Here is a 26,321-nt window from a genome sequence, read left to right on the forward strand (position 1 = left end):
TTTATGCGACAGGAAGGCAAGGCTCAGCCGCCCAGCAGCTTGTCCAACCGGGCCTGCTCTTGCGCACTCAGCGCGCGCTCCTCGGGCGCCTCTCTGCGGCGGCGCGACATCATCACCACCGTCACGCCACCGATCAGCAACAGCGCTACCGGCATCGCCCAGAGCGCCAGCGTCTTGCCACTGAGACGCGGCTTTAACAGCACGAATTCACCGTATCGGGAAACGACGTAGTCGATCACCTCAGCATCGCTGTCACCGTCGACAATCCGCTCGCGCACCAGCAAGCGGAGGTCCCGCGCCAGTTCCGCATTGGAATCGTCGATGGACTGGTTCTGGCACACCATGCAGCGCAGCTGCGCCGAAAGCCCCCGCGCCCGCTCCTCCAGCACCGGGTCCTTCAGCACCTCATCCGGATTGACGGCAAGCGCCGGCAGCGGCATCAAACCAATGACCGCAGCGATCATCAACCCCTTCCACCGCGCTGTGATTTGCTGACGCGTCGTCACACGCGAAAAATCCCCTCTCCCCGTCTGCGAGGAGATGGCTGCAAGGGGCACCGTTATGATGGCGGGCACCCTCAACGCACGAACAAAACCCTTCGGGAACAGCATCATTCCGCCGGCTCCAGCACAACCTTCGCCGCCTTCACCCGCCGGCTTGGAGCGCCGACGCGCAGCCGCCGGTCAGACAATGACACGAACCCGCCGATCATCATGATGACAGCCCCGCCCCAGATGCAGAGGATGAACGGCTTCCACCAGATCCGCACAACAATGCCGCCATCGTCCATATGGTCGCCCAGCGACACGTAAAGCTGGCTTGCCCCAAAACTCAAAATGCCCGCTTCCGTCGTCGGCATGCGACGCGCCGTATAAAGCCGTTTCGACGACCAGACATCGGCGACCACGACGCCACCGCGTCTCACGGTAAAATGCCCGCGTTCCTCGGTGAAATTCGGCCCGACGGCCTCGCGCATACCATCAAACAGGATGGAGTAACCACCGGCCTCGGTCGTCATGCCCGGACGCATTTCCACCACATGCTCCGTCTCGAACGTGGTGACCGCGACAATGCCGAGCACCGTCACGCCCATGCCCATATGCGCGAGCGCTGTCCCGAAGGCCGAACGCGGCAGGCCCTGCAGGCGCGCAAAGGCCACCTTGAACGCAAGCTTGCCGAAATTGGCGCGGTACCAGAGGTCCGCCATCGCCCCGAACACCAGATAAAAGCCGATTGCCAAGCCAAGCGCCGCCAGCACCGGCCCGCCGTTCTCCGCATAAAACAGCCCGAACCCCGCCACCAGCGCCAACCCTGCCGCCACGTAAAGCCGTTGCAGGGCCCCTAAAAGGTCGCCGCGCTTCCAGGCCAGAAGCGGCCCAAACGGCATGGCGAGCAGCAGCGGGATCATCAACAGCCCGAAGGTCAGGTTGAAGAAGGGCGCGCCGACGGAAATCTTTTCTCCCGTCAGCGTCTCCAGCACCAGCGGATAAAGCGTGCCGGTCAGCACGGTCGCGGTGGAAACGGTGAGGATGAGGTTGTTGAGAACCAGCGCCCCCTCGCGCGAAATCGGCGCAAACAGGCCGCCGCTTTTCAGCTGCGGCGCCCGCCAGGCAAACAGCACGAAGGCGCCGCCAATGAAGAAGGTGAGGATCGCCAGGATGAAGATGCCGCGCGAGGGGTCGGTCGCAAAGGCATGCACTGAGGTGAGCACGCCCGAGCGCACCAGAAACGTGCCGAGCAGCGACAGCGAAAACGTCATGATGGCGAGAAGCACCGTCCAGATCTTCAGCGCCTCGCGCTTTTCCATCACGAGCGCCGAATGCAGAAGGGCGGTTCCCGCAAGCCAGGGCATGAAGGAAGCGTTTTCCACCGGGTCCCAGAACCACCAGCCACCCCAGCCCAGTTCGTAATAGGCCCAGTAGGAGCCCATGGCGATGCCGGCGGTCAAAAACGTCCAGGCGGCCAGCGTCCACGGCCGCACCCAGCGCGCCCAGGCCGCATCGATACGCCCCTCGATAAGGGCAGCGACGGCAAAGGAGAAGCAGACGGAAAAACCGACATAACCGAGATAAAGCAGCGGCGGATGGATGGCGAGCCCAAAGTCCTGCAGCACCGGGTTGAGATCCTGCCCCTCGGCGGGGGCCGGGTCCAGCCGGATGAACGGGTTGGAGGTCAGCAGGATAAACAGCAGGAAGGCAACCGTGATCCAAGCCTGAACCGACAGTACGGTAGCCCGCAGCGTATCCGGCAGGTTGCGCCCGAACACGGCCACCATGGCGCTGAACAGCGTCAGGATCAGCAGCCACAGCAGCATCGAGCCCTCGTGATTGCCCCACACGCCACTCAGCTTGTAGACCATCGGCATCAGCGAATGGGAATTGTCCCAGACATTCCTCACCGAAAAGTCAGAGACCGCATAGGCCCAGGTCAGCACGCCAAACGAGAAGGCCACGAGCGCGAACTGCGTGACGGAGCCGATCGGCGCAAACGCCATCAGCCCCGCATCCCCGCGCCGTGCGCCAATGATCGGCAGGATCGACAGAAGCAGTCCAGTCGCCAGCGCCAGAACCAGCGCGTAATGGCCGATCTCGATGATCATTTCGCAGCCCCTTCGCCTTCTTTCCAGACACCCTTTGCCTTCAGGCCATCTGCCACTTCCTTCGGCATATAATTTTCGTCGTGCTTGGCCAGAACGGAATCGGCAACGAAGGCATGGGCCGTGTCGAAAGTACCTTCAGTCACCACGCCCTGCCCCTCGCGAAAAAGGTCCGGCAGGATGCCGGTATAGGACACCGGAACGCTTGCCCCGCCATCGGTCACGCGAAAGCTCACGGTGGAACCGGCGCCGCGCTTCACGGACCCCTCTTCCACCAGCCCGCCAAGGCGGATGCGGGTGCCTGGCTGCACGGTGGTCTTTTGGAGGTCGCTCGGCATGAAGAAATAGGCAACCGACTGGCTGAAGGCGAACATCACCAGGAGCACCGCCACCAGAATAAAGCTCATGCCGCCCAGGATCACCGCGAGGCGCTTCTGCTTGCGGGTCATCCTGCGGGGCATTTTATGGGTTATCGCCTCAGTCATGGTGTTACTCCCGCGGCAGAAAGGCCGGTCTCGGATGCCAGCGCCAGCAGCCGCTTGCCTCCATCCTGGTCGGCCGGAAAGGTCTTCAGCCCCGCCTTCAGCGCATCCTCAGCCTTCGCCTTGTCGCCCAGCACCATGTAGGAGCGCACCAGCCGCAACCAGCCCTCGATATTATCAGGGTCGTCCTGAAGTCTGGCGGCAAGCGTTTCCACCATGCCGGCAATCATCTGCTGGCGCTCCTGCGGTGAAAGATCCTGCATCGCCTGCACCTGTGCCTGGCTCGGATTGCCCGGCGCCTTGGGGCCTGGATCTGCCCGCGCAGCCTGACCGGGGGCAGATGCCAAAGGCGCGCCGCCATTCTTGCCAATATGTTCGCTCACCAGCGCAATCCAGGCAGCGCCGGGCGGCGAGTCTTTGAGGATCGCCTCGAAGGCGCGGCGCGCATCGCCAGCCTTGCCGGCCTGCTCCAGCGCAAGCGCCGCGTAAAACCGGGCGCGCATATTCTTGCCGTCGAGCGCCACGGCGCGGTTGAACGCGCGGGCGGCATCTTCCGTCACCACGCCCTCATTGGCCGCCACCAGCGTCTCGCCAAGGCCTGCCAGCCGCTCAGCGGTTTCCCCCTGAAGTCGGATCGCGTTGCGATAGGCCATTTCCGCGTCGCCCAACCGCATGGCCCGAAAATAGATCGGCGCCAGCAGGTCCCAGCCGGCGCCATCATCAGGGTTTTCAGCCAGATGCCGCTCGGCTTTGGCCACCAGCAGCGCCATGTTGTTGCCGGGGTTTGCCAGCCGCGCTTCCAGCGGCTGCGCCGGAAGTTCCGGCCTGCCAAGCGTCACGTAAAGACAGAGCCCGACGACGGGAAGACAGAGAATGACGGAAAGCGTTGCCAGCCTATGCCGCGATCGGCCGCCGGTCGCACGGACCGTGCCTGCCGCATCGGCCGTCTTGTCGGCAAGGCCCAGAAGCCGGCGGCCGATTTCGGCCTTGGCATAGCTGGCCTCCTCAACGCCGATCAGCCCTTGCGCCCGGTCGCGATCCACCTCGCGCAACTGGTCGCGATAAACGGCAGCCTCGTCCTCGCGGTCTGCCTCACCGCGTGGCGAAGCCTTCATCAGCGGCCAGATGAGAACCGCCGAAACGCCGGCCGTGATAATTGCAAGAAGGATCCATAAAGTCATGAAGGCCAATTACTGCACTCGGGCCCCCATTCCAATCGGAAGACGGGCGATGACACGAATTTGAGGCAAGGACAGGACCCGGTCCCCGCCCCGGGACAACCGCACCCGGACAAGCCGCACCCTTGCTGCCGCAAATGATCGTCCCACCTCTTGCCACCGACTGTGACGGCAGCCTTGATCTACGTCAATTGGCAAGATTGCCCCACGGCCCTTGCGTGCGACGCAAACCTTAAAAACAACTTTGAATTTCAAATATGGCAAAACCTGCATGCAGCGCCAACAGCTCAGCAGTGCCCTGCTCGCACTGCGATCCGCCGCAAACCCTCGTCAGGTCAACGGTGTCCAGGTACCGTCGTCGTTGCGGCAGGCAGCGCCGCGTTCCTTTGCCTCGCGCCCGTCGACAAAAATGGTGTGCGTATACTGCCGGCAGTTCTGCGATCCCACCTGGTAGGGAGCAGCAGCCACCACCTGGCCGCGGGCATTGCTGCCGGTCCACAACACCGGCTGGCCAACGCCTGCCTGTTCCAGCGCGCGGTATTCCGCCTCCAGCGCCCGTTGCCGGTCGCCGCCCGATATCTTCACGGGAATGCGCCCGATAATGCCGCCCTGCAATGCACTGATATAGTCGGCACCGGGCGCGGTGCGGCCGAAAAACATCCCGCTGCGGGAACCATTCGTTCCCGTGGTGGAACAGCCGTTCAGCACGACGGCTGAAACAAGAGCGGACAAGACGAGTGTGGCAAAGCGCAAGTGCATTCTTCTCCAACAATTCCTGAGATACGGCAAAGACTGGATATCCAGCCTTCCCCTTGAGGTCTTTTAGCGTTTTCGCGCAGAAGGTCGAGCCCGAACCGTCAATTCCCGACACTTGATGGCCGGATGTGACGGCAATCACCCGGCAGCTGCGTCAGACGATCTCCTTGGCAAGGCCTGGAAGCGCCAGACGGGCGCTCACGCCGCCGCGCCCGCCGCGTGACAGTTCGAACACCCCCTGGTATTCGCGGGTGATCTCGCCGACGATGGAAAGCCCGAGCCCTGTCCCAGGCTTGCTTTCATCCAGCCGCCGACCGCGCTTCAGCGCCTCCTTGATCTCGTGCGGCTCAAGCCCCGGCCCGTCGTCCTCCACCACGATTTCCACCCAACTGCGCTTGGCCGCCTCCGGTCCTTCGGGTGCCTGTGCCGGACGGGCCGACAACCAGACGCCCGTTCCCGCGTGACGGGCAGCGTTTTCCAGGAGGTTGCCGACGGTTTCCTCCACATCCTGCTGTTCCATGGCCAGTGCAAGGCCGGGCGGGCTCACCTCCAGGTGAAAGTCCTTGTCGGAGTTCAGCCGCCGCATCACGCGCACCAATCGCTCCAAAACCGGTTCCGCCTCGGTGCGGGCGAGAAGCGATTCGCGCTGAGCGGCAATCCGGGCGCGGTTGAGATAGGATTGCACCTGCCCCTGCATGGCCTCGGCCTGGCTTCGCACCACCTCGCCCTGCGAACGTTCCAAAAGCCGCGCCTCGTTGAGGAGCACGGCAATCGGCGTCTTCAGCGAATGGGCGAGATTTCCCACCTGCATGCGGGCGCGCTCCACAATGCGCCGGTTGCTGTCGATGAGCGCATTCATCTCCACGGCCAGCGACTGCACCTCGCGCGGGAACTTACCTTCCAGCCGCTCCACCTCGCCGCGCCGAACCTTTTCCAGTGCCCGGCGGGCCTCGTCCAGCGGGCGAAGCCCAAAGAGAATGGCAAGCCCGTTCACCACAAGGCTGCCCAGCCCGAACACGATAAGCGCAATGTAGAGATTGCGGGTGAAGCCGCTGATATCCTCGTCCACCACGGAGAGATTGCCCGAGACCCGAAAGCGTGCCGCGCGCCCGTCAGCATCCAGCACCACTTCCGTCTCGGCCACCAGCACACGGTTTCCATAGGCATCGGTTGCCGGATAGAACCGCTCGTAGCGATTGTTGAAGGGCACGTTGAGGATCGAAGGCACCTGGATATTGGAGGTACCAAGCGAGGAGGAGGACAAGGGTGTCGCGGCAAAGGTGCCAAGCGGCTCGACGATCCAGTACCAGCCGGTTTCCGGCTGCGAGAACCGAAGGTCTCCCAGCTGAGGATTGCCGGCAAGGCTGTTGTCGTCGCCAATGGTGATCGAGTTGATCACATTGTAGAGCTGGGCGCGCAACAGGTCGGTAAACGCCCGCTCGGAGGATTTTGCATAAAGCGCCGAGATCACCAGCGCGATCACCACCAGCGCCAGCGCCGACCAGGCGGTTGCCAGCAACAGAACGCGCGCTGTGACCGATTTAATGTACATCGTCGGGCGCTTGCATCCGGTAGCCAAGGCCGCGCACGGTATCGATCAGGTCAACACCGATCTTCTTGCGCAACCGGCCGACAAACACCTCGATCGTGTTGCTGTCGCGGTCGAAATCCTGATCGTACATGTGCTCGATCAGCTCGGTTCTCGACACCACCTGGCCCATATGGTGCATCAGGTAGGAAAGCAGCCGGAATTCGTGCGAGGTGAGCTTCAGCGTCACGCCGTTCACCGTTGCCTTCGAGGCCTTGGTGTCGAGCCGCACCGGCCCGCAGGCAAGCTCGGACGAGGAATGGCCGGCGGCGCGGCGGATCAGCGCCCGCACACGCGCCAGCACTTCTTCCACATGAAACGGCTTTGCCACATAATCGTCGGCGCCGGCATCGATGCCGGCCACCTTGTCGCTCCACCGGTCGCGCGCCGTCAGCATCAGCACCGGCATGCCCTTATCCGCCAGACGCCATTTTTCAACGACCGTGATGCCGTCCATCTCGGGAAGGCCGATATCGAGAATGACGGCATCATAGGGTTCGGTCTCACCGAGGAAATGCCCCTCTTCGCCGTCGAACGCCTGGTCAACCACATAACCGGCCTCCTTCAGCGCATCGGTCAGCTGCCGGTTGAGGTTGACGTCGTCTTCGACCACGAGAATGCGCATGAGAGACCTTCGAAACGGTGTGCCCAGGGGTTAGAGCCGTCTTCTACTACATCGGCACCCGAACCGTCACCTTGCGCGGACGCTCCCCGCTGCCCTGCACCAGAACAGTCACGATGCAGGTGCGGCCATCGTTGGAAGGCTGGGCGGAAAGCAGCTGCCCGCCGGTATCGCGCACCACCTTGGAAGCGGCATCACCGCAATCGCCGGCAACCAGAACGAGGTAATCGCGTGCGAAGGCTTGCCCCGTCGAAAGGGTAAAAAGGGCCGCGGCAAGTATCGCGATCATCCTGTTTGATGCCATGACTACAACTTCCACTCACGGTGACGCACGGTTTGCGAACCGAACCATTGGGTGAATTATGTAACGAAAGGCGGCTGAATGGCAAATGAATGCGCCACTCAACCGTCCATCTTTGGGTCAGCTTCGCATTAATTCCCGGTAATGCTGGTCTTGGCCGAAAGGCGGCCATAGATGGCCAGAAGCCCGCCGACCGCCCCCACAAGGCTCATCCCGGCTTCCGCCAGATCCCCTTGCGCAACCGGCGAAACCTCAAGCCCCCGCGCCTGCAGAACGGAGGCCAGCATGGCGATCAGGCCACCCCAAACCGCTTTCGACTGATACCAGGCTTTCGAATTTTCCATCATGCATCTCCTTGGTTTTTGACGAGGATCTCCGTGACGAGAGGAATTCCGAGCGGCACGGCCCGCCCCAGTTGGCGAAGCCGCACGCGAAACGTGCTCGCGGCCGCGCCAAAGTCGCTGATTTCATCGGCAGACAGGTAATGAAAGGCAGGCTCCGCCACCTCGGCCAGCCGAACCACCGTCTCGCCGGAGAGGATTTCCAGCCGGTAGCGCTCGTCCGGTTCATCGAGCGGAATGTCGCTTGCCTCCCAGTCATCGGCAGTGATGCGCCCGCGCCGCGCCCAGGAGAACCGCACGCCGTCTGCTTTGCGCACCGCGCGTGCATGCACGGGCGCAAGCGGTGTCTGCGCCCGTGCGCCGCCGGCAAAGGCATAAGGCCCAGCCCGCCCGCCGGACGACGCGATGGCTTCGGCCATCCAGTTATAGACGACACCCCGCTCGGCATCACTCAATCCGAGCGGCACGACGCCTGAGCCCAACAGCACGACTGGTGCGCCGATGGCAGCCCCCGCCGCCATCGCATCCTCCGTGCCGGCAAGCGCCCGCAACAGCGTCGTCAGGCGAAAATGCCCCGGCGCCGTCTCCTCTGCCCCGGCAAAGGACAGGATTTCCCATGCCCCATTGGCACACAGGATCGCCATCCGGTTTTCGCCGGACAGGGCGGCCATCTCGCCGACCGATGACAACCCGTCGAAGAACAGGTCGAGTTCCACCGCGTGGCCCCGGTCGAAGCGTCCGACAACACCACCGACAAGCGCTGCCGTCAGCCGGCCCACCTGCGCCGGCCGGTCCAATGTGGCGCGGGCGCGATATCCCTCGGTCGTCGGCGAACTGGAAAGGAGAATGCGCCGCCAGGGGCTGCCATAGGCGGCAACGCGGGCAAAACTTTCCGCCTCGCCGGCCTCGAACCGCGGCAGGTCCATGAGGTGAAGGACCGGCGAAAACCCGGCCGAGACCGCCCCGCCGGTCAAGCGCCCGGTGGCAGCCGATGCGCCCGCCAGAAGCGCTGCCGGCTCGTGCCGTTTCGCCTCGACGCGCCGAACCGCCCCCTCCTCGATGCGCGTCACCAGGTAGACACCGTCAGGCCCGTCGGAAAGCCGCAGCGCATCGCCGGGTGCAAGCGCCACCTCAGCCGGCGAGATCGGGAAACTGAGGCTTCGCCGCGACAGATGGTTGTCGCGCAAAAGGCTTTCCGCCGCACTTTGCGCCGCCTCCTCATAAAGCGTGGCGGCGAGATCGGCGCGCAGAATACGGTTGCTGGTGCCAACAATCCGGCGTGAGCGCACCGTTGCCTGTTCATAATCGAGCACCGGATTGGCAAAACTTGCGACGGCCTCGGCAGCAAAATCGCTGTCATGGCCACGCACCTCCGTCCAGGCCGGTTCTTCGTCGCGTTCGGCCAGCACGTCGATCACTTGAGGCACCAGACTTGCCCGCGAGCGCGAACGGAACCGCAGCCCCGCCGGCTCCTCGATGACATCGATCAGGAAGGCATTCGTCAAAGGCTCGATCAAGGCGCGCGCCGACACCGTATCGCCCTGCACATAACCGATCAGGTCGCCGCTCACCTCCGACACGTCAAACGTCGAAAACCCGTGATCGGTCAGGATCGCCGCAATCGCATCGGCAAGCGTGGTCGCCCCCAGCCGTCCGTTCAGCCAGTGACCGGTCTTCCAGTTGCCACCATCGCTCCAGACGGAGAGTTCATTGGGAAAGGCCGGAAAAGGCCGCGTGTCCCAGGACCAGAGAAAGACGTGGTTGGCATCCACCATGCCGGCCGGCGCGCCAGACCCCTGCCACCAGCCGTGATGGGCCTCCAGAAACCGCCGCTGCATGCTGTCGGAGCGCGCGCCGCTCGAAAAATGCGGGACACCGCTGTCGGCCGATTTCGGATCGGCAAACAGGTTAGGCTGGTTTGCAGCCTTGTCGATGGCCGAACAACCAAGCTCGGTAAACCAGATCGGCTTTGCCCCCGGCACCCAGGCCGTCGGCGTTGTCTTTTCCACGCCGCCCACCCGCTCGTAATGATAATGGCTCCACCAGCCGGCCAGATCCTTGTAGCGAAACACCCAGGGTTTTGCCGCAAGCCCGTCCGTGATCGGCGTGCGCTGGCGAAGGGCCCGCGCCGTGTCGCTCGCATAATACCAGTCGTACCCTTCGCCGGCGGAAATCCCCGCCCGCAAGGCTGCCGGATCGTCACACAGCCGCGCGCCATCAGGGTTGGCATTGCCCAAATCACTGTCGCGCCAGTCGGCAAGCGGCATGTAATTGTCGATGCCCACCGCATGGATCGCACTGGAAGCCCAGAGCGCATCGAGCGGAAAATACACATCGCCCGATCCGTCTGCCGGGTGATAGCCAAAATACTCGCTCCAGTCGGCCGCATAGGTGAGCTTGGTTGTCGTCCCAAGAATGGCGCGCACCGCCCCGGCCATCGATACCAATTGCTCGACAAACGGAAACCGCCCCGCCTCGCCGCGCACCCGCGTCAATCCGACAAGCTCCGAGGCAAGAATCATCCCGTCGATGCCGCCGGCCTGCTGCGCAAGGCCCGCATAATGCAGCAGCATCCGGCGATAGCCTTCCGGCCCGTTGCAAAAGCTTTCCACCTGCAGCCGCGCCGCACTGGTCTTGTCCGGCGAGCCCGAAACATCAGGCGCCGGATGGCAGGTAATGCGCCCACGCCAGGGATAGGCCGCCTGTTGCGCTCCCCCGTAAGGATCCGGCAAACCGTTTCCCGAGGGCACATCCATCATCACGAACGGATAGAGATAGACCTGCAAGCCCCGCGCCTTCAGATCAACAATCGCCTGGCGCACGCTCTCGTCTGCGGGCGTGCCGCCAAAGGCCGGCCCGCCGCCGCTCTCGCTCACCAGATGCGCAGCCTCGCGAGAAATTCCCGCCACCTGCCAGTTCATGCTGAGGCCGGCGCGTGCCGATACCTCTACCCCCGGCACGATACGGCATTGGCCGGCGCGCAGATCGGTGCCGAACCAGCTCACCACCAACGCCACCCGTTGAAGATTGGGGCACACCGCCTGCAACTCGTCGAGCGAGGCTTGCCAGTCGGTCGCCGCCGTCAACGTATTGCGGTTGAGGATGCGCGCGGTGCCCGAACCGTCATTGTCGCTCACAGCCACCGTCGCATAGCCGTATTCGGTGGCGCCGGGGATCAGCGTGACGGCCCGCACCTGCCGCTCCAGCGCCCCGACAGGCCGCACCACCTCGAATTGCAGAAGCGGAATGCGGTTGCCGAACTCGCCGATCGGCAGCCGCTCGAACACCACATAGGCAAGCCCCCGATAGGCCGGCGCCTTGCCCGCCCCCTGCTTTGCCTCGATCAGCGGGTCCGGCATCTGGCTTTGCGTGCCGCGATAAACGCGCATCTCGATCGCCGTCAGATCCAGCTCGCGCCCATCCGCCCAGACCCGGCGCACATGAGCGATCTCCCCCTCGCAGAGCCCGACAGCGAGGTTGGCATAATAGTTGAAGTTTTCGACTCGCGTGCCGCTCGTCGCCTTGCCGCCCTGACGCTCAGTCGTCACCTCTTCCTCAAAACGCGTCGCCCAGATCAACGTGCCGGCGATACGCGCTGTCCCATAAACGCGGGCAATCGGCGTCCCCTCGTCAGCCCCCGGCACACGCGCGGTGGAAAGCCGCGTTCCCGTCACCGTCGAAGTCCCCGAAATCAGCGCCCGGTCCACCGCAGCACCGGCAAGCCCACCCGCCGCCCGTCCCAGAACGGCTCCGATCGGTCCGAGCACAGACCCCAGCGCGGCCCCTGCCGCCTGAAACAGAATGGTGGCCATGGGTCATCCCCCGCACGCCTATGCGCACGCTAAAATTGTGTTAATCTGAAAGAAGTCGACAGCGTCAAGCAGCACGCAGCGGACCAGCCGCTGCATCAGCGAGGACGGGCCGCGCTGACTTAGGCAATGGCCTTGCTGTCGATCATGGAGGGAATGCTCAAGCAATTCCAGCAAAAGTGCGAAGCGGTTTTGCGTCCGGAATTGCGTAAAAACAAAGAGATAGAGCGCTCAGGCGAAAGCGTTTTTGCTTGAATGCTCTATCTGGCTGACGCCGATTGGTATTTCGCTAGTTGTCAGAAAAACCCGGACGGGCTGGTTAGTCTCCGTCCGGCTAATTTTCGACATATAGGCAACGGTGGGCGGGATAGCAGCCCGCTCACCACACCATACGCCCGAACCCCTTGTTTTCAAGCGTCCAGCCGCTCCGGAAACCGATGCACCGCCGCAATCCGCCTCTGCCAGGAGGGCACCAGAACGGAGCGGGTCACCGCCCCCTGCTCATAGGCGTGGATGAAGTGCTGAGGCCCGGCCAGAATACCCGCATGTTTTGCCGCACAGCCCGCCCGCCAGCGAAACAGCAGGAGATCGCCCGCCGCCATCTGAGAGACCGGAACTGGCGCTCCAAAAAGCCGCAACCCCGCCGCGAGCAGCCGTTCCTCGCCGGAGCGTTCCGCCCAGTCCGGCGCGTAAGGCGGCACCGCTTCCGGCTCTTGCCCATAAAGCTCCCGCCAGACACCGCGGATGAGGCCGATGCAATCGCAGCCGACGCCCTTTGTCGCCCCCTGATGGCGGTAAGGCGTGCCGAGAAACCCTTCGGCAATCGCCACCACCTGCGCGCCAGTCGTCCTCGTCTCGCTCATTCGAACAAAACGCCGCCGTCATGCACGCGCTCCCCGTCCACATAGGAATAGGCAAAGTCACTGCCGGGCACATGCGGAAAACCGCGAAAGTTGAGGCCGTTGGCAAAGCGCGTGCGGCAGGTGGCAAAACTCTTGTCGCAGCCGGCCGTAATCGAAAAACCCTCGCCGGCAGACACCGCCCGCTCCAGCGGCAACCACAGCGTCAGCCGCGCCGTGCCATCCGCCTCGCGCACATGCGCCTCCACCTCAGCCCTGTCGCCGGAGGAGAGCGTCAGCACACCTCGATCAAAGAAGCCGGTTGCCGATCCCCCGAGCCCGCCCACCACCAGATGGCTGCGGTCTTCCATGGCAAGCACCGTGCCCGTGCCACGATAGGCAACAAGATGCACCCCGCACCGCGCATCCCCAAGGCTTGCGTCGCAGCGGCGGTTGTAAAGCCTCCCCTGCGGCTGATCGAGGCGGTTGGCGCGGCTGCGCAGTTCGGCGGTAAATTTTTCACCCGCCCGCGTCACCTCGCCCACCTCGCGCACGGATAACAGCACATGCTGCGTCGGATCGCCCCAGTTGACGAGATAAAGCTCCACGGTGGCGCCGTCATACCGCCCGGCCGAAAGATCCGCCGCGTTGATCACCTCGCTCGAAAAGCCGCCGGCCACGTCACTGGCGCTAGCGGAAAATCCCTGCTCCTCCTCGCCATCGCTGGCCAGAAAGCCGCTCGCGGCCCGAAAGAAGGTCGATGCGAAGGAGAGGTCGTGGTCATGGTCGGTAAACCCCTGCACCACGCCATCGCGCCGTGTCAGGCGCCAGGCATTGCAGGTGGTCGTGGCATCGCCGGCGAGATGGCCGGCAAGCGACTCCGGTATCACCCTCATGGCAAAATCCTCCTCATGGCAAAATCTCCGTGATCGGAATGGCCGGAATGCTGCCGGCATTGAAGTTCGAGAGGTTCACCTCGATACGGTCGGTTGCAAAACGCACCGGCACGTCGAATTCGTATCCGGCCCGCACCACGGCGCCGGCTGCCGGCACATGGCCCGCCGCAAACGTCACGATGCCGGTGGTCGCATCGCAGGAAAAGGCGCTCAAAGCCTTCGTCACCCCGCCGACCGACACCGTCACCGTTCCCGCCACCGGCTTGGCGATGGCGCGCACCGAGCCTGCCGCCGCATCCGCATAGGTTTTTGTGAGCGCAAATGCCGCCCTCACCCCGTCACCGGTGCCGATCACCTGGTCGGCAGAGGTAATCGCCGCCCCCGGCGCCGCAGATTTCCAGTCCAGCGGATCGCGAAAGCGAAAACCGTAAAGCTCACCGGCCCGCGCCTCGAAAAACGCCAGCACCTCGTAAAGGTCACTCAGCGACTTCACCCCCGAGCCCGCATCATAGGTGCGCCTTGAAGATCGCCACCGGGCATTGCGCTGCTCGCGCCCGTTCGACAGGTTGACGATATCGGTGCGCCGCACCGGCCCGCCGGTCACGCCCAGCGCCAGCCGCAGCGGAAACCGCACCTCGTGAAAGCCGCTCATCCAAACCCTCCGTCTTCTGAGCCCAAGGCTCTGACATCAAAGCCCGCGCCGCCCGCGCGAAACACTGCGCGCCAGCATGGCCGAGATCTGGCCCTCGCTTTTTCGAAAGCTTGCCACATCGGTCGCTGTCACGTTGAAAACGATCTGCGACGCCCCGCCGCCACCGCCCGAAGCAACGCCGAGTACTCCGTCCGGCCCGCGCTGCAACGGCAAAATCGCCTCCGCCCCCGCCTCGCCCATCAGCCCCATGTCGCCGCCCATCGGAAAATAACTCGGGGAGCGCACCACACCGCCATCGGCAAAGGCCGTCACCGATCCGGACGAGGCCCCGAACAGGCTTCCGACGGCACCGGAAAGCGCCGTATCCAGCGGCTTCAGCGCCGCAGAAAGCGCAATATCCGTCAGCCGCGTGCCGAGCCCCTTCAGCACATCCTCCAGGCTCTTGCCGCTCACCGCCGCAGATTTGAGCGCCCCTGAAAGCGCCGTACCAAACCGCTGCGAACGCCCTTCAAGGTCCGCAATCGCCGTTGCCAGCGCCTGCGTCGAGGCAAGCGTCTCCGCAACAGATCCTTCATCCGTCTCCATGCCCGTCTCCTGCTATTTTTTCTTTTGAGAAAGAAGGCCGTCAGCCACCCGCAGGCGCCGCATCGGGAAAGTCCCGCATCAACGCGGCCAGCCCATCGTGGGAAAAGGCCGGGAAGCAAGCGTGTCTACAACAGCCCCCTCATCCATCTCCATGCCCGTCTCCGGATATCTGTTGGACAAAGAAAGTCATCAGCCCCCCGAAGGCGCCGCACCACGAAAGTCCCGCATCAGTGAATCCCACCCGTCGCCGGAAAAAGCCGGGTGGCAAGCGTGTCTGTAACAGCCCCCGCATCTATCTCCACTTTCGTCTCCTGACGTTTTTCGGACAAAGAAAGCCGTCAGCCACCCGCAGGCGCCGCATCGGGAAAGTCCCGCATCAACGAGGCCAGCCCGTCCCGGGAAAACGCCGGCGCGCGTGGCAAAAATCCGCCGGATGCGGCAAAAAACTCGCGCGGCGTCAGCGCCCAGAAATCTTTGGGGGAAAGCCGCAGCAGGCAAAGGCCGATGTGCATCACCCGCGCCCAGGGAAACGGCGTCACAGCTGCCACCTCGCCCGCTGCGGCCCTCAAGGGTTTGCCGCCATGCCCTTCACGGCAGATCCGCCTGCCCCATGCACAGCCGGGGCATCTGAGGCAACTGAGGCCATTGGCGCACCTTCGGCACTTGCGACGCCCGGCCCACCGCCCCCCATATCCTCCGCACCGCCAAAGGTTGCCGCCAGAAGGTCCGCGACGACGCGGGCATAGGCATATATTCCTCCGTCAATACTCATCGCCGCCACCTCCTCGTCGGAAAGAAGATTGCCGCCGCCGCGAAGGCCGGCGCCGATAATGCGGGCGAGATCGAGCGCCCTCAGCCGCCCCTCAGCAAACCGCGCCGCAAGCCCCGTCAGGTCGTCGACCGCAAACGCCGTCTCCAGCTCGGCAAGTGCCGAAAGCGTCAGGCAGAGAATACGCCGCTCGCCATCGATCACCGCCTCGATCTCGCCCCGGCGCCGGTTGGCCCGGCCGACATTTGCTCCGTGCAAAGTCCTTCCCATCAGAGCGCTCCAAAGGTCAGGCTGCCCGCCGATTCCAGCGCCAGTTCAAAGCGGATTTCGCCGTTATGATCGCCGGAATATTCGAGCGCCGTGATCTGAAACGGCCCGCTCACCGTGCCGAACGCCGGGATCAGCACCTGCCAGGACAGGATCGTGCCGGCAAAAAACGTCGCACGCACCAGCACGTCAGACGCCTGATCCTTAAAAATGCCGCCGCCCGAAAGCGACGCCCGCTGCACGCCCGCCCCCGCCAGCAGTTCGCGCCAGCGCCCGACGCTTTCGGCATCCGTCACATCGACCGTCTCGGCATTAAACGCCAGCCGCCGCGACCGCAGCCCCGCCACCGTCAACCAGCTGCCGCCATTGTCCACCTTCAACAGCAGATCCTTACCCTTCTGCGCCACCATGCGATCTCTCCATTATTTTCTGTCGGTTTTTCACGCGTCGCGCTGTCGTGTTTCACGATTGCCCGTCACTGCGCCCTGCTCGATCTTTCCGCCGCATCCCAAAAGCCCGCCACTGCGCAGCCCCTTGAGCGGGAGAGGTTGACACGGCTGCCAAACCCTCACGCTTCAAGATGGAGGTGGCGGGTGGCCGCGGAGCCCCTTCTCCCCGTCATGACGGGGAGGTGCCGGCAGCGGGATGAGGGGCACATTCATATTCGACACCAATAGTTGAGCCTCTCGCCCCAGCCCTCCCCGCCCTGAGGGCAAGACGATCGCTTATGAGACAAGTCCCCTCCCAAACCCTCCCCACAAGGGGGAGGGCTTAACCCGGCCGCACCCTCTGATGCAGGGACCGGACGCTTGCCGCGCAATATCTCCCCCCTTGTGGGGAGTCCGAAGGACGGGGCGAGACCCGTGGCTCGACCCCGGTCAGCCCGGCAGGGCAGAGAGGGTCTTATTTCAAATGCGAAAGCCCTAGTCATAAAAGGGAGCAGGTCGCGGCAGCGGGATGAGGGGCAACCTTTCGTCGCCGCCCCAAACAAGGAGACGCTTTTTCACCAAAACCACCGCACATCCTGCTGGAGCACACATCCCCCCGCATCCCAAAATCCCGGTTCCCGCCCCGCCCCGAATCCGCTAACCCTCACCATAGGCTATTCGCTATTCGCTATTCGCTATTCGCTATTCGCTATTCGCCACTGCCTATTGCCTACTGCCTACTGCCTACATCCTCTCCCCCCAGCCCGCTCCCGGAGCCTCCCCATGTCCCCCAGCTTGCGCCGTATCCGGCTGATCGCGGTCGTCTCCGTCACGCAGATCATCGGCTGGGGCACGAGTTTCGATATGCCGGCGGTGCTTGGGCCGCGCATCGGGGCAGAGCTTGGCCTGTCCAATGCCATCATCTTTGCCGGCCTCACCATCATGATGCTGATGAGCGGCCTTGCCGGCCCCACTGTGGGGCGCATGCTGGCGCGTCATGGTGCGGCGCGGGTGCTGGCCATGGGCTCTGCCTGGCTGGCGCTCGGGCTGCTGCTCCTCAGCGCCTGCCATTCGCTGATCGCCTATGCGGTAACCTGGCTGGTGTTCGGCTGGGGCGGGGCGCTGGCACTCTCCACCGCTGCCTTTGCCGCCATCGTCGAGCGGGAGGGTGCCGAGGGAAAACGCGTCATCGCGCTCACCATGATCTTTACGGGGCTTTCCGCCACCGTCTTCTGGCCGGTCAACACCTGGCTTGCGGAAGGTATCGGCTGGCGAAACACGCTGCTGGTGCTTGCGGCGCTTCAGCTTTTCGTCTGCCTGCCGCTGCATCTCTTTGCCCTGCCAAAACCCGCCCCGACGCTTGCTGGCACAACCGCGCGGGAAATCCCGCCGGTCGCGCTGTCACCCGGAGAGGCCCGCCGCGCCTTCCTGCTGATTGCCGCCTCCATCACCATTGCCGCCTTCGTGTCCTTCGGCCTCTCGGCTACCTTCCTGCAACTGCTGCACCAGTCGGGCGCATCGCCGGCGCTCGCGCTTCAGCTGGGCATGGCGCGCGGCGTGCTCGCCATTCTGGCACGTGGCGTCGATTTTCTCTTCGGCCGGCGCGGCAATCCGGTGCTGACGGCTCTGTCAGGCATGCTGCTGACGCTTTCGTCTTTCATCCTGCTGCTTGCGCTGCCGGCATCCACACCGCTCCTCGTCACCTTTGTCGTGTTGCAAAGCCTCGGCTCCGGCATCATGGCGGTGGCCCGCGCCGTGCTGCCACTCGCGGTGTTTTCGCCCGCCCAGTTCGGCCTGCAATCGGCGCGCATCTCGCTGCCGCAGAATTTTGCCATTGCCGCTGCCCCCGTTGCCTTTGCCGCGCTGATGGATGGGGCCGGTGTCACGGCGGCCCTTGCCCTTGCAGCACTCCTCTCCGCCATCGTCATCATCCTCCTGGTCCAGCTTCAAAAGCTCGCCCGCTCCGTTTCGCCTGTGGTCACTCCGTCACCGCGCGAAACCTGAGATCGATCACCGAAAACTTCGTCTTCGGCTCGCGCCGGCTGCGGCTCGATTGAAATGTCAGGTTCACCAGAACGAACCCGTCGAGCGTCAGCGCCGCATTGGCCAGCAGCAATCTCACCCGCGCAGCAAGCACTTCTGCGGCCCGGCGGCCTTCACCCTCGGCCCACACCTCGATGGTCCAGAAATGCTCCGCCCCCGGCTCCGTCGCGGTCGAATAATCGCGCGTCTCCATCTCTGCGAATACGATGGCCGGCAGGCGCATGCGCGGCAACAGCCGGTCGCGAATGCCATCCGCCCCCACCTGCGCCACAAGCGCCGCATCGCCGGCCAGCCGTGCATAAACCGCCTTCATCAGCGCATTTTCCGCACTCATGACGCCTCCTCCTCGCAGTCGCAGATCAGATAACGCCCGGTGTCATCGGGATCGCGCACCAGCTTGATGGCAAAGATCCGTGCGCCCCTGCGCAACCGCTGCCCGGCAAAAATCCCTGCCTGCGCGGCCACCCAGATGCGATGCGCCAAAACCTGCCGCTCGGCGCCGGCAAGCTCGGAACCCGCATGCGAAACCGGTTCCACCCGCGCCCACAGCGTGCCCGCCGCCTGCCAGACCCCGGTCGTACCGCCCTGCCCGTCCGGCGTCTCCACCATCACTTCGCGGGTCAGCCGCGCCGTCAGCTGCCCGGGGTCGAGAAACAGCGCGCCCATCACAGCCTCCGCAGCCGGTAGGCGGAAATCAGCCGCTCATAACCATCGGGAATACCGACCGGCTGCTGGTCGGGAGACAGCACGCCGCGAAAGGCATGCATATAAGCGATATGCACCAGCAGCGCCCGTTTCAGCGGCCCCGGCACATCGGTTGCCGCCTCGCCGAAACCGGCGGAAAACGTCACCTCGATGCCGTTTATCGCGCGCCCCGGCAAAGGCCGGTTTTTCAGCCACAGCCGCGCCGGCCGGTTTCGCCCATCCAGCACATGGCCTTCGAGCGATACATGAACGGCGGTGCCAGTCGCATCATAATAGACAATGTCGTCAATGGTTTGCACCGGCCCCCTGGCAATCGGAATCACACCCGTCTCCGGCCAGTCGTCGAGGATGAGCCGAAAACTCTGCGCCATCAGGCAAAGCCCGGTCTCGCGCTCCAGGTGTTCGCGGGCGGCGATAATCAGCGCCTGAAGGCCCGCATCCTCATCCGTATGGTCGATGCGCAGATGCGCCTTCACCTCGGCAAGCGTCAGCGGCTCCGCCAGCGGCGGATCGGTCAGCACATAAGTCATGGGAGGAAATCCTTTGATCGTGCAGCGGAAGTTGGCGGGCCGCACCGTGGCCCGCCAGACAGGATCGTTGCGATGTCAGCCGAAAATTCAGCTCACCGCGAACTTCACGAGCTTGATCGCCTCAAAGTTTTGCACCCCGCCACCGACGCGCTTGGTGGTGTAGAACAGCACGTAAGGTTTGGCCGAATAGGGGTCGCGCAGAATGCGCACGCCCGCCCGGTCGACGACGAGATAACCGGCGCGGAAATCGCCGATCGCAATTGACAGCGAGCTTGCGGCGATATCAGGCATTTCCTCCGCTTCCGCCAGCGGATAACCCATCAGCGTTGCCGGCTCGTTCGCCGTTGCCGGCGGGCGCCAGAGGTAATTGCCCTGGGTATCCTTGAACTTGCGGATTTCGCCTTGCGTCTTGCGGTTCATCATGAAGCTGGCATTCTGGCGGTGCCCGGCCTTCAGCGCATAAACGGCATTCAGCAGCAGGTCCGACGGGTTGGTGGCCGCAAAACCGCCGGCCACACCAGTCGCCAGATATCCGAGATTGCCCCAGCTCCAGCTCGCATCGGCAACCGACGTGTAGGACAAAAAGCCCTTCGGCTTGTTGACGCCGTCGCCGCGAATGAAGGCATCGCCCTCCTGCTCGGCAAACACGATGTCCACTTCGCCGGCAATCCAGTCCTCCACATCCACGGCGGCATCATCCAGCAGCGCCTGGGTTGCCGCCGGCATGGCGTAAAGCTCCATGGTCGGGAAGGAAAGTTCCGCCAGCGCCGGTGTGTTGGTCTGCGGTCGGCTTGCCGTTTCCGCCACCCAGCCGGTGGAAAGCCCGGTGGTGGAAAACGGCTTCTTCAGCACCGAGGCAGACACCGTGCGCACGCTGGAAAGTGCCCGCATCGGGGACACCACCGAAACACGCCGGCCGATCTCGCTGTCGGTTTCCGCCGGCACCAGATACCCACCATCGGCGGCCGTGCCGACGGAAAAGGCCTTGGCCTGCAGCTCGCGCAGCACGCCCTCGTCGCCCCGGCGAATATAGGCGTCAAAGGCCGCCTTGTGTTCGCTGGCATCCAGCCCCGTTTCGCCGCGGCCGGAAAGCGGCGGACGCGCCTTTTTCAGCACCAGCTGGTCCAGCACCTTCTTCTGGTCGTCCATGGCGCGGTTGATGCGGTCCATCTTGTCGCGTGTCACCACGTCGGCGGTGAGCTTCTGCTCGATTTCGCCAAGCCTGCGGTCGTTCACATCCTTAAAACTTTCGAAGGCTTCCATGAACTCCTCGAAGGCCGCCGTCACCGTATCCGGCACCGCCTTCACTTCAGGCGCAATCTTTTTCGCGCGGCCGATCCCGGCCTCGGGTTCGCCCTTCGTCATCATCTCGGTCATGTCGTCATCCCTTAAAGCTGGTTGCCATCATCAGTTTCGCCGTTCGCCGCAGGCTGCGGACGAGTTCGGTTTCACGGTCGCGGAAAAACCGCGCGTGTTTGACGTCGGAGACCCTTGCCGATGGCAGCATCGGAAAGGTCACGACGGAAATTTCCCAGAGATCGGCTTCCAGAATGCGCCGCACGCCGGTCTTGGCGTCGCTTCTCGCCTTCACCGTTCGAAAGCCGATGGAGAGCCCGTCCAGCGCGCCGCTTTTCATCAGCGCAAACACTTCGCGCGCCCGGGCCACGCCAGCCGACAGCACGCCCTCGACGTAAAGCCCGCGGCTGTCCTCGCGAATGGTCGTCCAGCGCCCGATCGGCTCGTTCGGATCGTGCTGGTAAAGCATGCGCACGCCGGGTGCACTGCGCTCCACCAGAGAGTTGGCAAAGGCCCCGCGCTCGATCGTGTCCTTGCCGAGATCCACCTCGCCAAACACGCTGGCATAACCGGAAAACGTGCCGTCGCCGCCAAGCCCGGACAGTTCAAGGCTGGCAAATTTGCGCGCATTGGGCCGTGGCCCGCGAAAAACGTGCATGAAACTCTCCCGAATTTTTTCAGATAAAAGCGCCGTCGCCCGAACCGGCGAGGCACGGCACGAGGCCGAAACTTCAGCTATCGCCGGATCGTGCCCCGTAACGGCTGGCCACCCGTGAGACGGCGCCGAGCACCCACCAGGCGCAAAGGCTGGCCGCTGCCGATCCCGTCAGCGTCATCTCCAGCGGCGACAATTGCCCGCCAATCCCCAGCCGTGCCGCAAGCCAAAGCCCTGCCGGTCCACCAAAGATCAGCCCGCAGGACAGCCCGGTCAGAAACCGGCTCGCCGCCTCGCGCCGCCCCTGCGGCAACATATAAACGAGCGACACCCAGGCGCCGGCGGTCGCGCCGATCACCTTTGCAGCCATCAGGCCGCCATCATGGCCAAGGTCCGCCATTCTTCACCTCATGATTTTTCGATGAGTACCCAGCTGCAAACGGCGCACACACATTCCCCGCCGCTGCCGGACAAAGCCGGCGCGTTTCTAAAAAACCCTGCAATTTCAAGGATGCTGCGGCCTGTTCCTGACAGGTTGAGTCCGCATGTTCAGAAGTTGATTCAACGCGTAAGTCAGGACCTACGCTTCCTCCGAAGAGGCCCTCCCCCGCTTAAGCGAAGGGATCTTCATCCATCTCGAATTTGCCCGGCATCTGCCGGCCGTGCCAGATGGATACCACGACCAGTTCGTTTCCCCGGATGACGTAATAGATCGTATAGGGCGTGGAGACATAACGCCGTACGCCTCCCACCGGTCCCGCCGGGGGACCGGCTGCCGGATGCTCGAGAATGAGCGTCACGGCGCGACGGATCTGCTGCGAGAACGCAACGGAAGCACGCCGGCTATGGGCCGCCAGATACCGCTTTTCGCGATGGACGTATTGCCGTGCCTCATCGGAAAAGCGAATTTTCATCAGGCAGCATCCTCACGGTCCATGCTGTCCAGTTCAGCGAAAAGCTCATCGGCATCCACAGTTCGGCCCGCCTCCACGTCGTCGAGACCGCGTTGGATGCTGCGAATTTCCGCCCCCTCCGCCATCAGATAATATTTCAGCGCCCGAACGATCACCCAGCTGCGGCTGCGCTCCGTGGCCTTGGCGATTTCCTCCACCTCGGCCAGAATATCCTCCGGCACGCGAAGGGTGATCGGGTCGGAAAGAACGGGTTTGTCGCTCATGACGGGCTCCTCTGTCATACGCTGTATTACAAGAGAATACGCCCTCTCCCTCCAAGCCTCAAGACCAGCTTTCGCTCGCAGGCCCGTCATGCCTTCAATAGCCCACCGCCTGGCGCTTTTCCTCGTCCGTCAGGAAGTCGGCAGCGCCCACCCGCGCCCACAAAGCATCGCGCTCTCCCGCCAGCCCCGGCACCTGGTCCAGATCCGGACGAAGGCTCAACCGATCCCGGTAAACTTCTGATAGCCATGCGGAAAAGCTTGCCGCTATGCGCATCAGAAGCGGCACCACGGTCAGCCGATAAAAGGCCCGGTTGGCCTCCTGATAATTGGCATAGGTGGCGTCGCCGGGAATGCCGAGCAGCATCGGCGGCACGCCGAAGGCGAGCGCAATGTCGCGGGCAGCGGCATTTTTCGCCTCGATGAAATCCATGTCCTTTGGCGAAAGCCCCATCGCCTTCCAGTCCAGCCCGCCTTCCAGAAGAAGCGGGCGCCCGGCATTCACCGCCCCGCTATAGCCGTTTTCCAGTTCCGCCCGCAGCCGCTCATACTGGTCGGGAGACAGATTGCCGCCCTCCTTCGGCTGGTAGACGAGCGCGCCGGAGGGACGCGCCGAATTGTCGAGAAGCGCCTTGTTCCAGCTCGCGGCGGCATTGTGCAGGTCAAGGGCAGCCCCTGCAGCGCCAAGCGGCGAAAACCCGCCATGGTCATCGAGCGGATGAAACAGTTTGAGGTGCAAAAGCCCCGGCCCGTCTTCCCCACCAGCGCCCAGACGCCGCACGCAACCGCCCACGCGGTAATCATAAGCCACCGGCCAGCCGTCCGCCCCCACCACCACGCTCACCCGGTCGGGTCGCAGCAGATGCAGTTCGGCAGGCCTTGTCCCCAAAAGCACGCCATTCACATAGGCATTGCCGGAAAGCAGCAGGTGGCCGTAGAGCATCTCGAAAAAATCCGACCCACCCATACGCGGGTTCGGCCGCGCCAGCAGCGAAAGCGCCGGATGCGCGCTCATCTCCCGGTCGCCCTCATAGGCAAGCCAGGGCACGGAGGCCGCCGCTTCCGAAATCATCCGGATGGCGCGGTAGACCACCGGGTTCTTCATGAACCCCGCCCGCGACAACGCCCCGTAGGACCGTCCGGACCAGTGCGCCACACCCTCGCCGGAAACAATGGCAAAGCCGCCCGCTTGCGCCTTCACGTCAGAAACCGGCGTCTCGCCCACGCGCCTGTCCACCGCGGCGCGCCGCCACGGCAGGGAAAACATCGATGTCATGGAAGCTCTCTCTTTTTTGAAGGAGAATGGTTTTGGAGAAGAACGGATTTTGGAGGAGAACGGCCTGCCCCCTCATCCGCCTTGCGTCCTGCGGACCCTTTGTAACTTCCCAATAGCCGCATTTGGGTGTGTAATGCCCAATGCGGTGGCGGATGGGAGACCGACAAACCTTTGGGACACCAAGCCCGTGGGAGAGCAAGGGTCTTCGTCCGCCGTTCCATCGAACCCGAACAGTCGCCAGGACCGCTTGCGCAGGCAAAGTCCGTTTAGGCAAGGATGGGAAAAGATGGATATCGTTGTTGGGATCGATGTTTCGAAGGATCGTCTGGATATCGCCGTGGCGCCATCCGGTGTGACGTTTGCGGTGGAAAATACGCATGCGGGCGTCGAAGATCTGGTCTCGCGACTGCAATCGATCAAAGCCAATGCCGTTGCCATGGAAGCAACCGGCGGGTTTGAGATGCTGGCGGTGGCGGCGCTGTCTTCGGCGGGCTTTGCCGTCCTCGTGGTCAATCCGGCGCAGGTGCGTTCTTATGCCAATGCGATCGGCCGTCGCGCCAAGACAGATCCGATCGATGCGGCAGTGATTGCCGCTTTCGTGATTGCGACCAAGCCAGAGCTGAGACCGCTCAAAGACTTGGAAACCCAGGCTTTGTCGGCACTTGTGGCCCGCAGGCGGCAGATCGTCCAGATGATCGTGGCTGAGGAAAACCGGGCGCGCATGGTTCTGGCGAAAGAGGCCCAGAAGAGCATTACGCGGTTGCTGAAAGCCCTCAAGCGCGAGTTGGAAAGTCTCGACGCCGATCTCGATGAACATATCCGCAGGTCGCCGCTGTGGCGGGTGCGCGAGCAGCTACTGACATCGGTGCCGGGGGTGGGGGCCGCCACCGCTCGCACGCTGCTCGCCGAGATGCCGGAACTGGGCAGTCTCGATCGACGTCAGATCGCATCGCTTGCGGGTCTGGCACCCTTTACCCGACAATCGGGCACGTGGAAAGGCAAGAGCTTCATTGGCGGCGGCAGGGGCAAAGTGCGGGCCGTGCTGTTCATGGCAGCCCTCGTCGCCAGCCGGCACAACCCCGTGCTCAAAGCCTTTCGTGACCGTCTCGTCGCAGCCGGCAAACCCAAGATCGTCGCCATCGTCGCAACAATGCGCAAACTCCTCACCATGCTCAACGCCATCATCCGGGACCAAAAACCATGGCAAAACGCTTGACTGCAAAGACAGTCGCTCTCCCCGCGGGGGAGAAGGGACTTGCTGCGCCGCTTCGGTTCTTTCTCCCTTCTCCCCACCGGGGAAAGGTGGCGGAAGCCGGATGAGGGGGAAAACCTGTTACGCCGCCAGCGTGTAGCTGATGCCCGCGTAGAAGCCGCGCGCATACCGGGCCACGTCATCGGCCCGGTCCATGCGGTTGATGATCTGGCGGGCGCCGCGCCAGTCCTCGTTGGTGGCGTTGAAGAAGTCGCCCAGCGATTTGCCCGTAAACCGTCCGTGGATCATCCCGTCGAACAGGATACCGATAGCGGTGTCGGGCTCCAGCGCCGCATCCGGCTGGTTCTCGATACCATAGGTCCGGTAGTTTGCCCGCCCGGTGATCTGCACCAGGCCGCGCCCGCGAAACCGCCAGCCATCGCCGCTTGCCTCACTGCCATTGCCCAGCCGGCTGGCATAGGCGCGGTTGGCGATCTTTTCGGGCTTGCGGGCATAAGCGGCGGCGTCTGCCGGCGAAAAATAGCGCGAAAAGGTTTTCAACAGGCCCGGCGCGCCATAATTCAGGTTCTCGCTCACAGGCTGCATGGCAGCCCCCGTCTCGTGATAGGCGGTCGCCAGCACATAGGCCAGCCAGCGGTCGTCGCCGTCAGGCAGCTTTGCCTGCCAATAGGAGAGAATGGCCTCCAGCCCCTCTCCCTGGGCAGGAGACATTCCCGTTTTGAACAGCGTATCGGCAATGTGATAGAAGAAAAACGTCTGGTTGATCATTGGTCCCATCCCCTTGATCGCGCCTGCCTCATGCAGGGTCGTGCGGCGCCCCGCGCCGCAACCATGATGCCACATTCGCTTTTGAATGCACGCCCCATTGCGGGACGAGAACTGCCTTGTTCTTGGTCAGATCGCTGTCTCGTTTTAATGCATATGCCGCAGCGCAGCATTCGGTGAAAATTTCAATCGATTTTTAATTTTGCTAATCGGTTTAAGCGTTTAGTCGTTCTTTACAAACAGCTAACGTTATGGAACCTAAGCGCAACAGGCTCGTTATATGGCCCGGCAGTCACCAGCCCCGCAGTCACCAGCCCCGCAGTCACCAGCCCCGTAGTCACCAGAAGGAGATCATGATGATGCAGCAGACCGTACCCGCCGCAGGCAGTGCAGCAAACACCAAGCAGCAGATCCCCCAGCATCTGGTCGAACGTCTGGAACAGGAATGGAAGCAGATGCGCGAAAGCGCCGCCGTGCCGGTCCCGGCCCGCTGATTTCCAGCCTCTGATCATGCCTTACCAGCCCGCCTCACCGCGGGCCGTTTTGTTGATGCAA

General features: G+C 63.5%; 30 protein-coding genes and 1 pseudogene. 4 read left to right on the forward strand and 27 right to left on the reverse strand.

Features of this window, described 5'->3' with window-relative positions; genetic code table 11:
• Nucleotides 1-23: 23 nt before the first annotated feature.
• From AC4CWF_RS12780 to AC4CWF_RS12825, 10 genes are all read right to left on the reverse strand, one after another.
• Entirely contained in the window at nt 24-614 is a 591-nt protein-coding gene (locus tag AC4CWF_RS12780; protein ID WP_491282028.1) for a cytochrome c-type biogenesis protein, read from the reverse strand.
• Entirely contained in the window at nt 611-2,599 is a 1,989-nt protein-coding gene (locus AC4CWF_RS12785; RefSeq protein WP_491282029.1) for a heme lyase CcmF/NrfE family subunit, read from the reverse strand. The genes AC4CWF_RS12780 and AC4CWF_RS12785 overlap by 4 nt, the downstream gene beginning before the upstream one ends.
• The gene (gene ccmE / locus AC4CWF_RS12790; protein WP_491285392.1) at nt 2,596-3,045 is read right to left on the reverse strand and encodes a cytochrome c maturation protein CcmE; all 450 of its coding nucleotides are present in this window, start codon (nt 3,043-3,045) and stop codon (nt 2,596-2,598) included. The genes AC4CWF_RS12785 and ccmE overlap by 4 nt, the downstream gene beginning before the upstream one ends.
• 32 nt (nt 3,046-3,077) lie before the next feature.
• Nucleotides 3,078-4,259, reverse strand: a complete 1,182-nt coding sequence (gene ccmI / locus AC4CWF_RS12795) for a c-type cytochrome biogenesis protein CcmI (RefSeq protein ID WP_491282030.1) — start codon at nt 4,257-4,259, stop codon at nt 3,078-3,080.
• A 327-nt stretch (nt 4,260-4,586) separates the two neighbouring features.
• Complete coding sequence (locus tag AC4CWF_RS12800) at nt 4,587-5,015, reverse strand: RT0821/Lpp0805 family surface protein (RefSeq protein WP_491282031.1); 429 nt, start codon at nt 5,013-5,015, stop codon at nt 4,587-4,589.
• 151 nt (nt 5,016-5,166) lie between these two features.
• On the reverse strand, nt 5,167-6,564 hold the full coding sequence (locus AC4CWF_RS12805) for an ATP-binding protein (RefSeq protein WP_491282032.1): 1,398 nt from the start codon (nt 6,562-6,564) through the stop codon (nt 5,167-5,169).
• Nucleotides 6,554-7,225, reverse strand: a complete 672-nt coding sequence (locus AC4CWF_RS12810; protein WP_491282033.1) for a response regulator transcription factor — start codon at nt 7,223-7,225, stop codon at nt 6,554-6,556. The genes AC4CWF_RS12805 and AC4CWF_RS12810 overlap by 11 nt, the downstream gene beginning before the upstream one ends.
• Before the next feature lie 46 nt (nt 7,226-7,271).
• Nucleotides 7,272-7,526, reverse strand: coding sequence for a hypothetical protein (locus AC4CWF_RS12815; RefSeq protein WP_491282034.1), 255 nt, complete (start codon nt 7,524-7,526; stop codon nt 7,272-7,274).
• A gap of 128 nt (nt 7,527-7,654) precedes the next feature.
• Entirely contained in the window at nt 7,655-7,870 is a 216-nt protein-coding gene (locus AC4CWF_RS12820) for a hypothetical protein (protein WP_491282035.1), read from the reverse strand.
• Entirely contained in the window at nt 7,867-11,676 is a 3,810-nt protein-coding gene (locus AC4CWF_RS12825) for a baseplate multidomain protein megatron (protein ID WP_491282036.1), read from the reverse strand. Before AC4CWF_RS12825 ends, AC4CWF_RS12820 begins: the two co-directional genes overlap by 4 nt.
• 126 nt (nt 11,677-11,802) lie before the next feature.
• Here AC4CWF_RS12825 and AC4CWF_RS12830 point away from each other — a divergent pair, with 126 nt between their 5' ends.
• Nucleotides 11,803-11,928: a hypothetical protein gene (locus AC4CWF_RS12830; RefSeq protein WP_491282037.1), complete on the forward strand. Its 126-nt coding sequence runs from the start codon at nt 11,803-11,805 to the stop codon at nt 11,926-11,928.
• Nucleotides 11,929-12,083: 155 nt separating this feature from the next.
• Here AC4CWF_RS12830 and AC4CWF_RS12835 read toward each other — a convergent pair whose 3' ends face one another.
• The 7 genes and pseudogenes from AC4CWF_RS12835 to AC4CWF_RS12865 form a co-directional block, all read right to left on the reverse strand.
• The gene (locus AC4CWF_RS12835; RefSeq protein WP_491282038.1) at nt 12,084-12,536 is read right to left on the reverse strand and encodes an NlpC/P60 family protein; all 453 of its coding nucleotides are present in this window, start codon (nt 12,534-12,536) and stop codon (nt 12,084-12,086) included.
• Nucleotides 12,533-13,408 carry a DUF2163 domain-containing protein gene (locus AC4CWF_RS12840; RefSeq protein WP_491282039.1) on the reverse strand — a complete coding sequence of 292 codons (876 nt, stop codon included), beginning with the start codon at nt 13,406-13,408 and terminating at the stop codon, nt 12,533-12,535. The genes AC4CWF_RS12835 and AC4CWF_RS12840 overlap by 4 nt, the downstream gene beginning before the upstream one ends.
• Nucleotides 13,409-13,421: 13 nt before the next feature.
• Complete coding sequence (locus AC4CWF_RS12845; RefSeq protein WP_491282040.1) at nt 13,422-14,060, reverse strand: phage distal tail protein, Rcc01695 family; 639 nt, start codon at nt 14,058-14,060, stop codon at nt 13,422-13,424.
• A 36-nt stretch (nt 14,061-14,096) separates the two neighbouring features.
• A complete protein-coding gene (locus tag AC4CWF_RS12850) occupies nt 14,097-14,645 on the reverse strand; it encodes a phage tail tape measure protein (protein WP_491282041.1) in 549 nt (182 codons plus the stop codon).
• A 338-nt stretch (nt 14,646-14,983) separates the two neighbouring features.
• Complete coding sequence (locus AC4CWF_RS12855; RefSeq protein ID WP_491282042.1) at nt 14,984-15,214, reverse strand: rcc01693 family protein; 231 nt, start codon at nt 15,212-15,214, stop codon at nt 14,984-14,986.
• A 131-nt stretch (nt 15,215-15,345) separates the two neighbouring features.
• A pseudogene (locus tag AC4CWF_RS12860) lies at nt 15,346-15,684 on the reverse strand (gene transfer agent family protein); the annotation flags it as partial.
• Complete coding sequence (locus AC4CWF_RS12865) at nt 15,684-16,091, reverse strand: phage major tail protein, TP901-1 family (RefSeq protein ID WP_491282043.1); 408 nt, start codon at nt 16,089-16,091, stop codon at nt 15,684-15,686. The gene AC4CWF_RS12865 and the pseudogene AC4CWF_RS12860, both read right to left, overlap by 1 nt.
• Nucleotides 16,092-16,892: 801 nt before the next feature.
• Here AC4CWF_RS12865 and AC4CWF_RS12870 point away from each other — a divergent pair.
• Complete coding sequence (locus tag AC4CWF_RS12870; protein ID WP_491282044.1) at nt 16,893-18,113, forward strand: MFS transporter; 1,221 nt, start codon at nt 16,893-16,895, stop codon at nt 18,111-18,113.
• On the opposite strand, the gene AC4CWF_RS12875 is transcribed toward AC4CWF_RS12870, so the two are convergent.
• The 9 genes from AC4CWF_RS12875 to AC4CWF_RS12915 all read right to left on the reverse strand — a co-directional run bounded on the left by AC4CWF_RS12875 (nt 18,088) and on the right by AC4CWF_RS12915 (nt 23,788).
• A complete protein-coding gene (locus AC4CWF_RS12875) occupies nt 18,088-18,486 on the reverse strand; it encodes a DUF3168 domain-containing protein (RefSeq protein ID WP_491282045.1) in 399 nt (132 codons plus the stop codon). The two genes, AC4CWF_RS12870 and AC4CWF_RS12875, sit on opposite strands and share 26 nt — an antisense overlap.
• The gene (locus AC4CWF_RS12880; RefSeq protein ID WP_491282046.1) at nt 18,483-18,818 is read right to left on the reverse strand and encodes a phage head closure protein; all 336 of its coding nucleotides are present in this window, start codon (nt 18,816-18,818) and stop codon (nt 18,483-18,485) included. The genes AC4CWF_RS12875 and AC4CWF_RS12880 overlap by 4 nt, the downstream gene beginning before the upstream one ends.
• Nucleotides 18,818-19,387, reverse strand: coding sequence for a head-tail connector protein (locus AC4CWF_RS12885; protein WP_491282047.1), 570 nt, complete (start codon nt 19,385-19,387; stop codon nt 18,818-18,820). Before AC4CWF_RS12885 ends, AC4CWF_RS12880 begins: the two co-directional genes overlap by 1 nt.
• Before the next feature lie 87 nt (nt 19,388-19,474).
• The gene (locus AC4CWF_RS12890) at nt 19,475-20,764 is read right to left on the reverse strand and encodes a phage major capsid protein (protein WP_491282048.1); all 1,290 of its coding nucleotides are present in this window, start codon (nt 20,762-20,764) and stop codon (nt 19,475-19,477) included.
• Nucleotides 20,765-20,768: 4 nt separating this feature from the next.
• Nucleotides 20,769-21,341: an HK97 family phage prohead protease gene (locus tag AC4CWF_RS12895; protein ID WP_491282049.1), complete on the reverse strand. Its 573-nt coding sequence runs from the start codon at nt 21,339-21,341 to the stop codon at nt 20,769-20,771.
• Nucleotides 21,342-21,414: 73 nt separating this feature from the next.
• The gene (locus AC4CWF_RS12900; RefSeq protein WP_491282050.1) at nt 21,415-21,738 is read right to left on the reverse strand and encodes a DUF6107 family protein; all 324 of its coding nucleotides are present in this window, start codon (nt 21,736-21,738) and stop codon (nt 21,415-21,417) included.
• Nucleotides 21,739-21,949: 211 nt separating this feature from the next.
• The gene (locus tag AC4CWF_RS12905; RefSeq protein ID WP_491282051.1) at nt 21,950-22,252 is read right to left on the reverse strand and encodes a type II toxin-antitoxin system RelE/ParE family toxin; all 303 of its coding nucleotides are present in this window, start codon (nt 22,250-22,252) and stop codon (nt 21,950-21,952) included.
• Complete coding sequence (locus AC4CWF_RS12910) at nt 22,252-22,515, reverse strand: CopG family ribbon-helix-helix protein (protein ID WP_491282052.1); 264 nt, start codon at nt 22,513-22,515, stop codon at nt 22,252-22,254. The genes AC4CWF_RS12905 and AC4CWF_RS12910 overlap by 1 nt, the downstream gene beginning before the upstream one ends.
• Nucleotides 22,516-22,609: 94 nt before the next feature.
• A complete protein-coding gene (locus AC4CWF_RS12915; protein ID WP_491282053.1) occupies nt 22,610-23,788 on the reverse strand; it encodes a phage portal protein in 1,179 nt (392 codons plus the stop codon).
• 286 nt (nt 23,789-24,074) lie between these two features.
• Here AC4CWF_RS12915 and AC4CWF_RS12920 point away from each other — a divergent pair, with 286 nt between their 5' ends.
• On the forward strand, nt 24,075-25,004 hold the full coding sequence (locus tag AC4CWF_RS12920; protein WP_491282054.1) for an IS110 family RNA-guided transposase: 930 nt from the start codon (nt 24,075-24,077) through the stop codon (nt 25,002-25,004).
• A 117-nt stretch (nt 25,005-25,121) separates the two neighbouring features.
• Here AC4CWF_RS12920 and AC4CWF_RS12925 read toward each other — a convergent pair whose 3' ends face one another.
• A complete protein-coding gene (locus AC4CWF_RS12925; protein WP_491282055.1) occupies nt 25,122-25,769 on the reverse strand; it encodes a hypothetical protein in 648 nt (215 codons plus the stop codon).
• 350 nt (nt 25,770-26,119) lie between these two features.
• On the opposite strand from AC4CWF_RS12925, the gene AC4CWF_RS12930 reads away from it, so the two are divergent.
• On the forward strand, nt 26,120-26,260 hold the full coding sequence (locus tag AC4CWF_RS12930) for a hypothetical protein (protein ID WP_491282056.1): 141 nt from the start codon (nt 26,120-26,122) through the stop codon (nt 26,258-26,260).
• The last annotated feature ends 61 nt before the right edge of the window (nt 26,261-26,321 follow it).

Source organism: Neorhizobium sp. PAMB6630 (genome assembly GCF_058242775.1).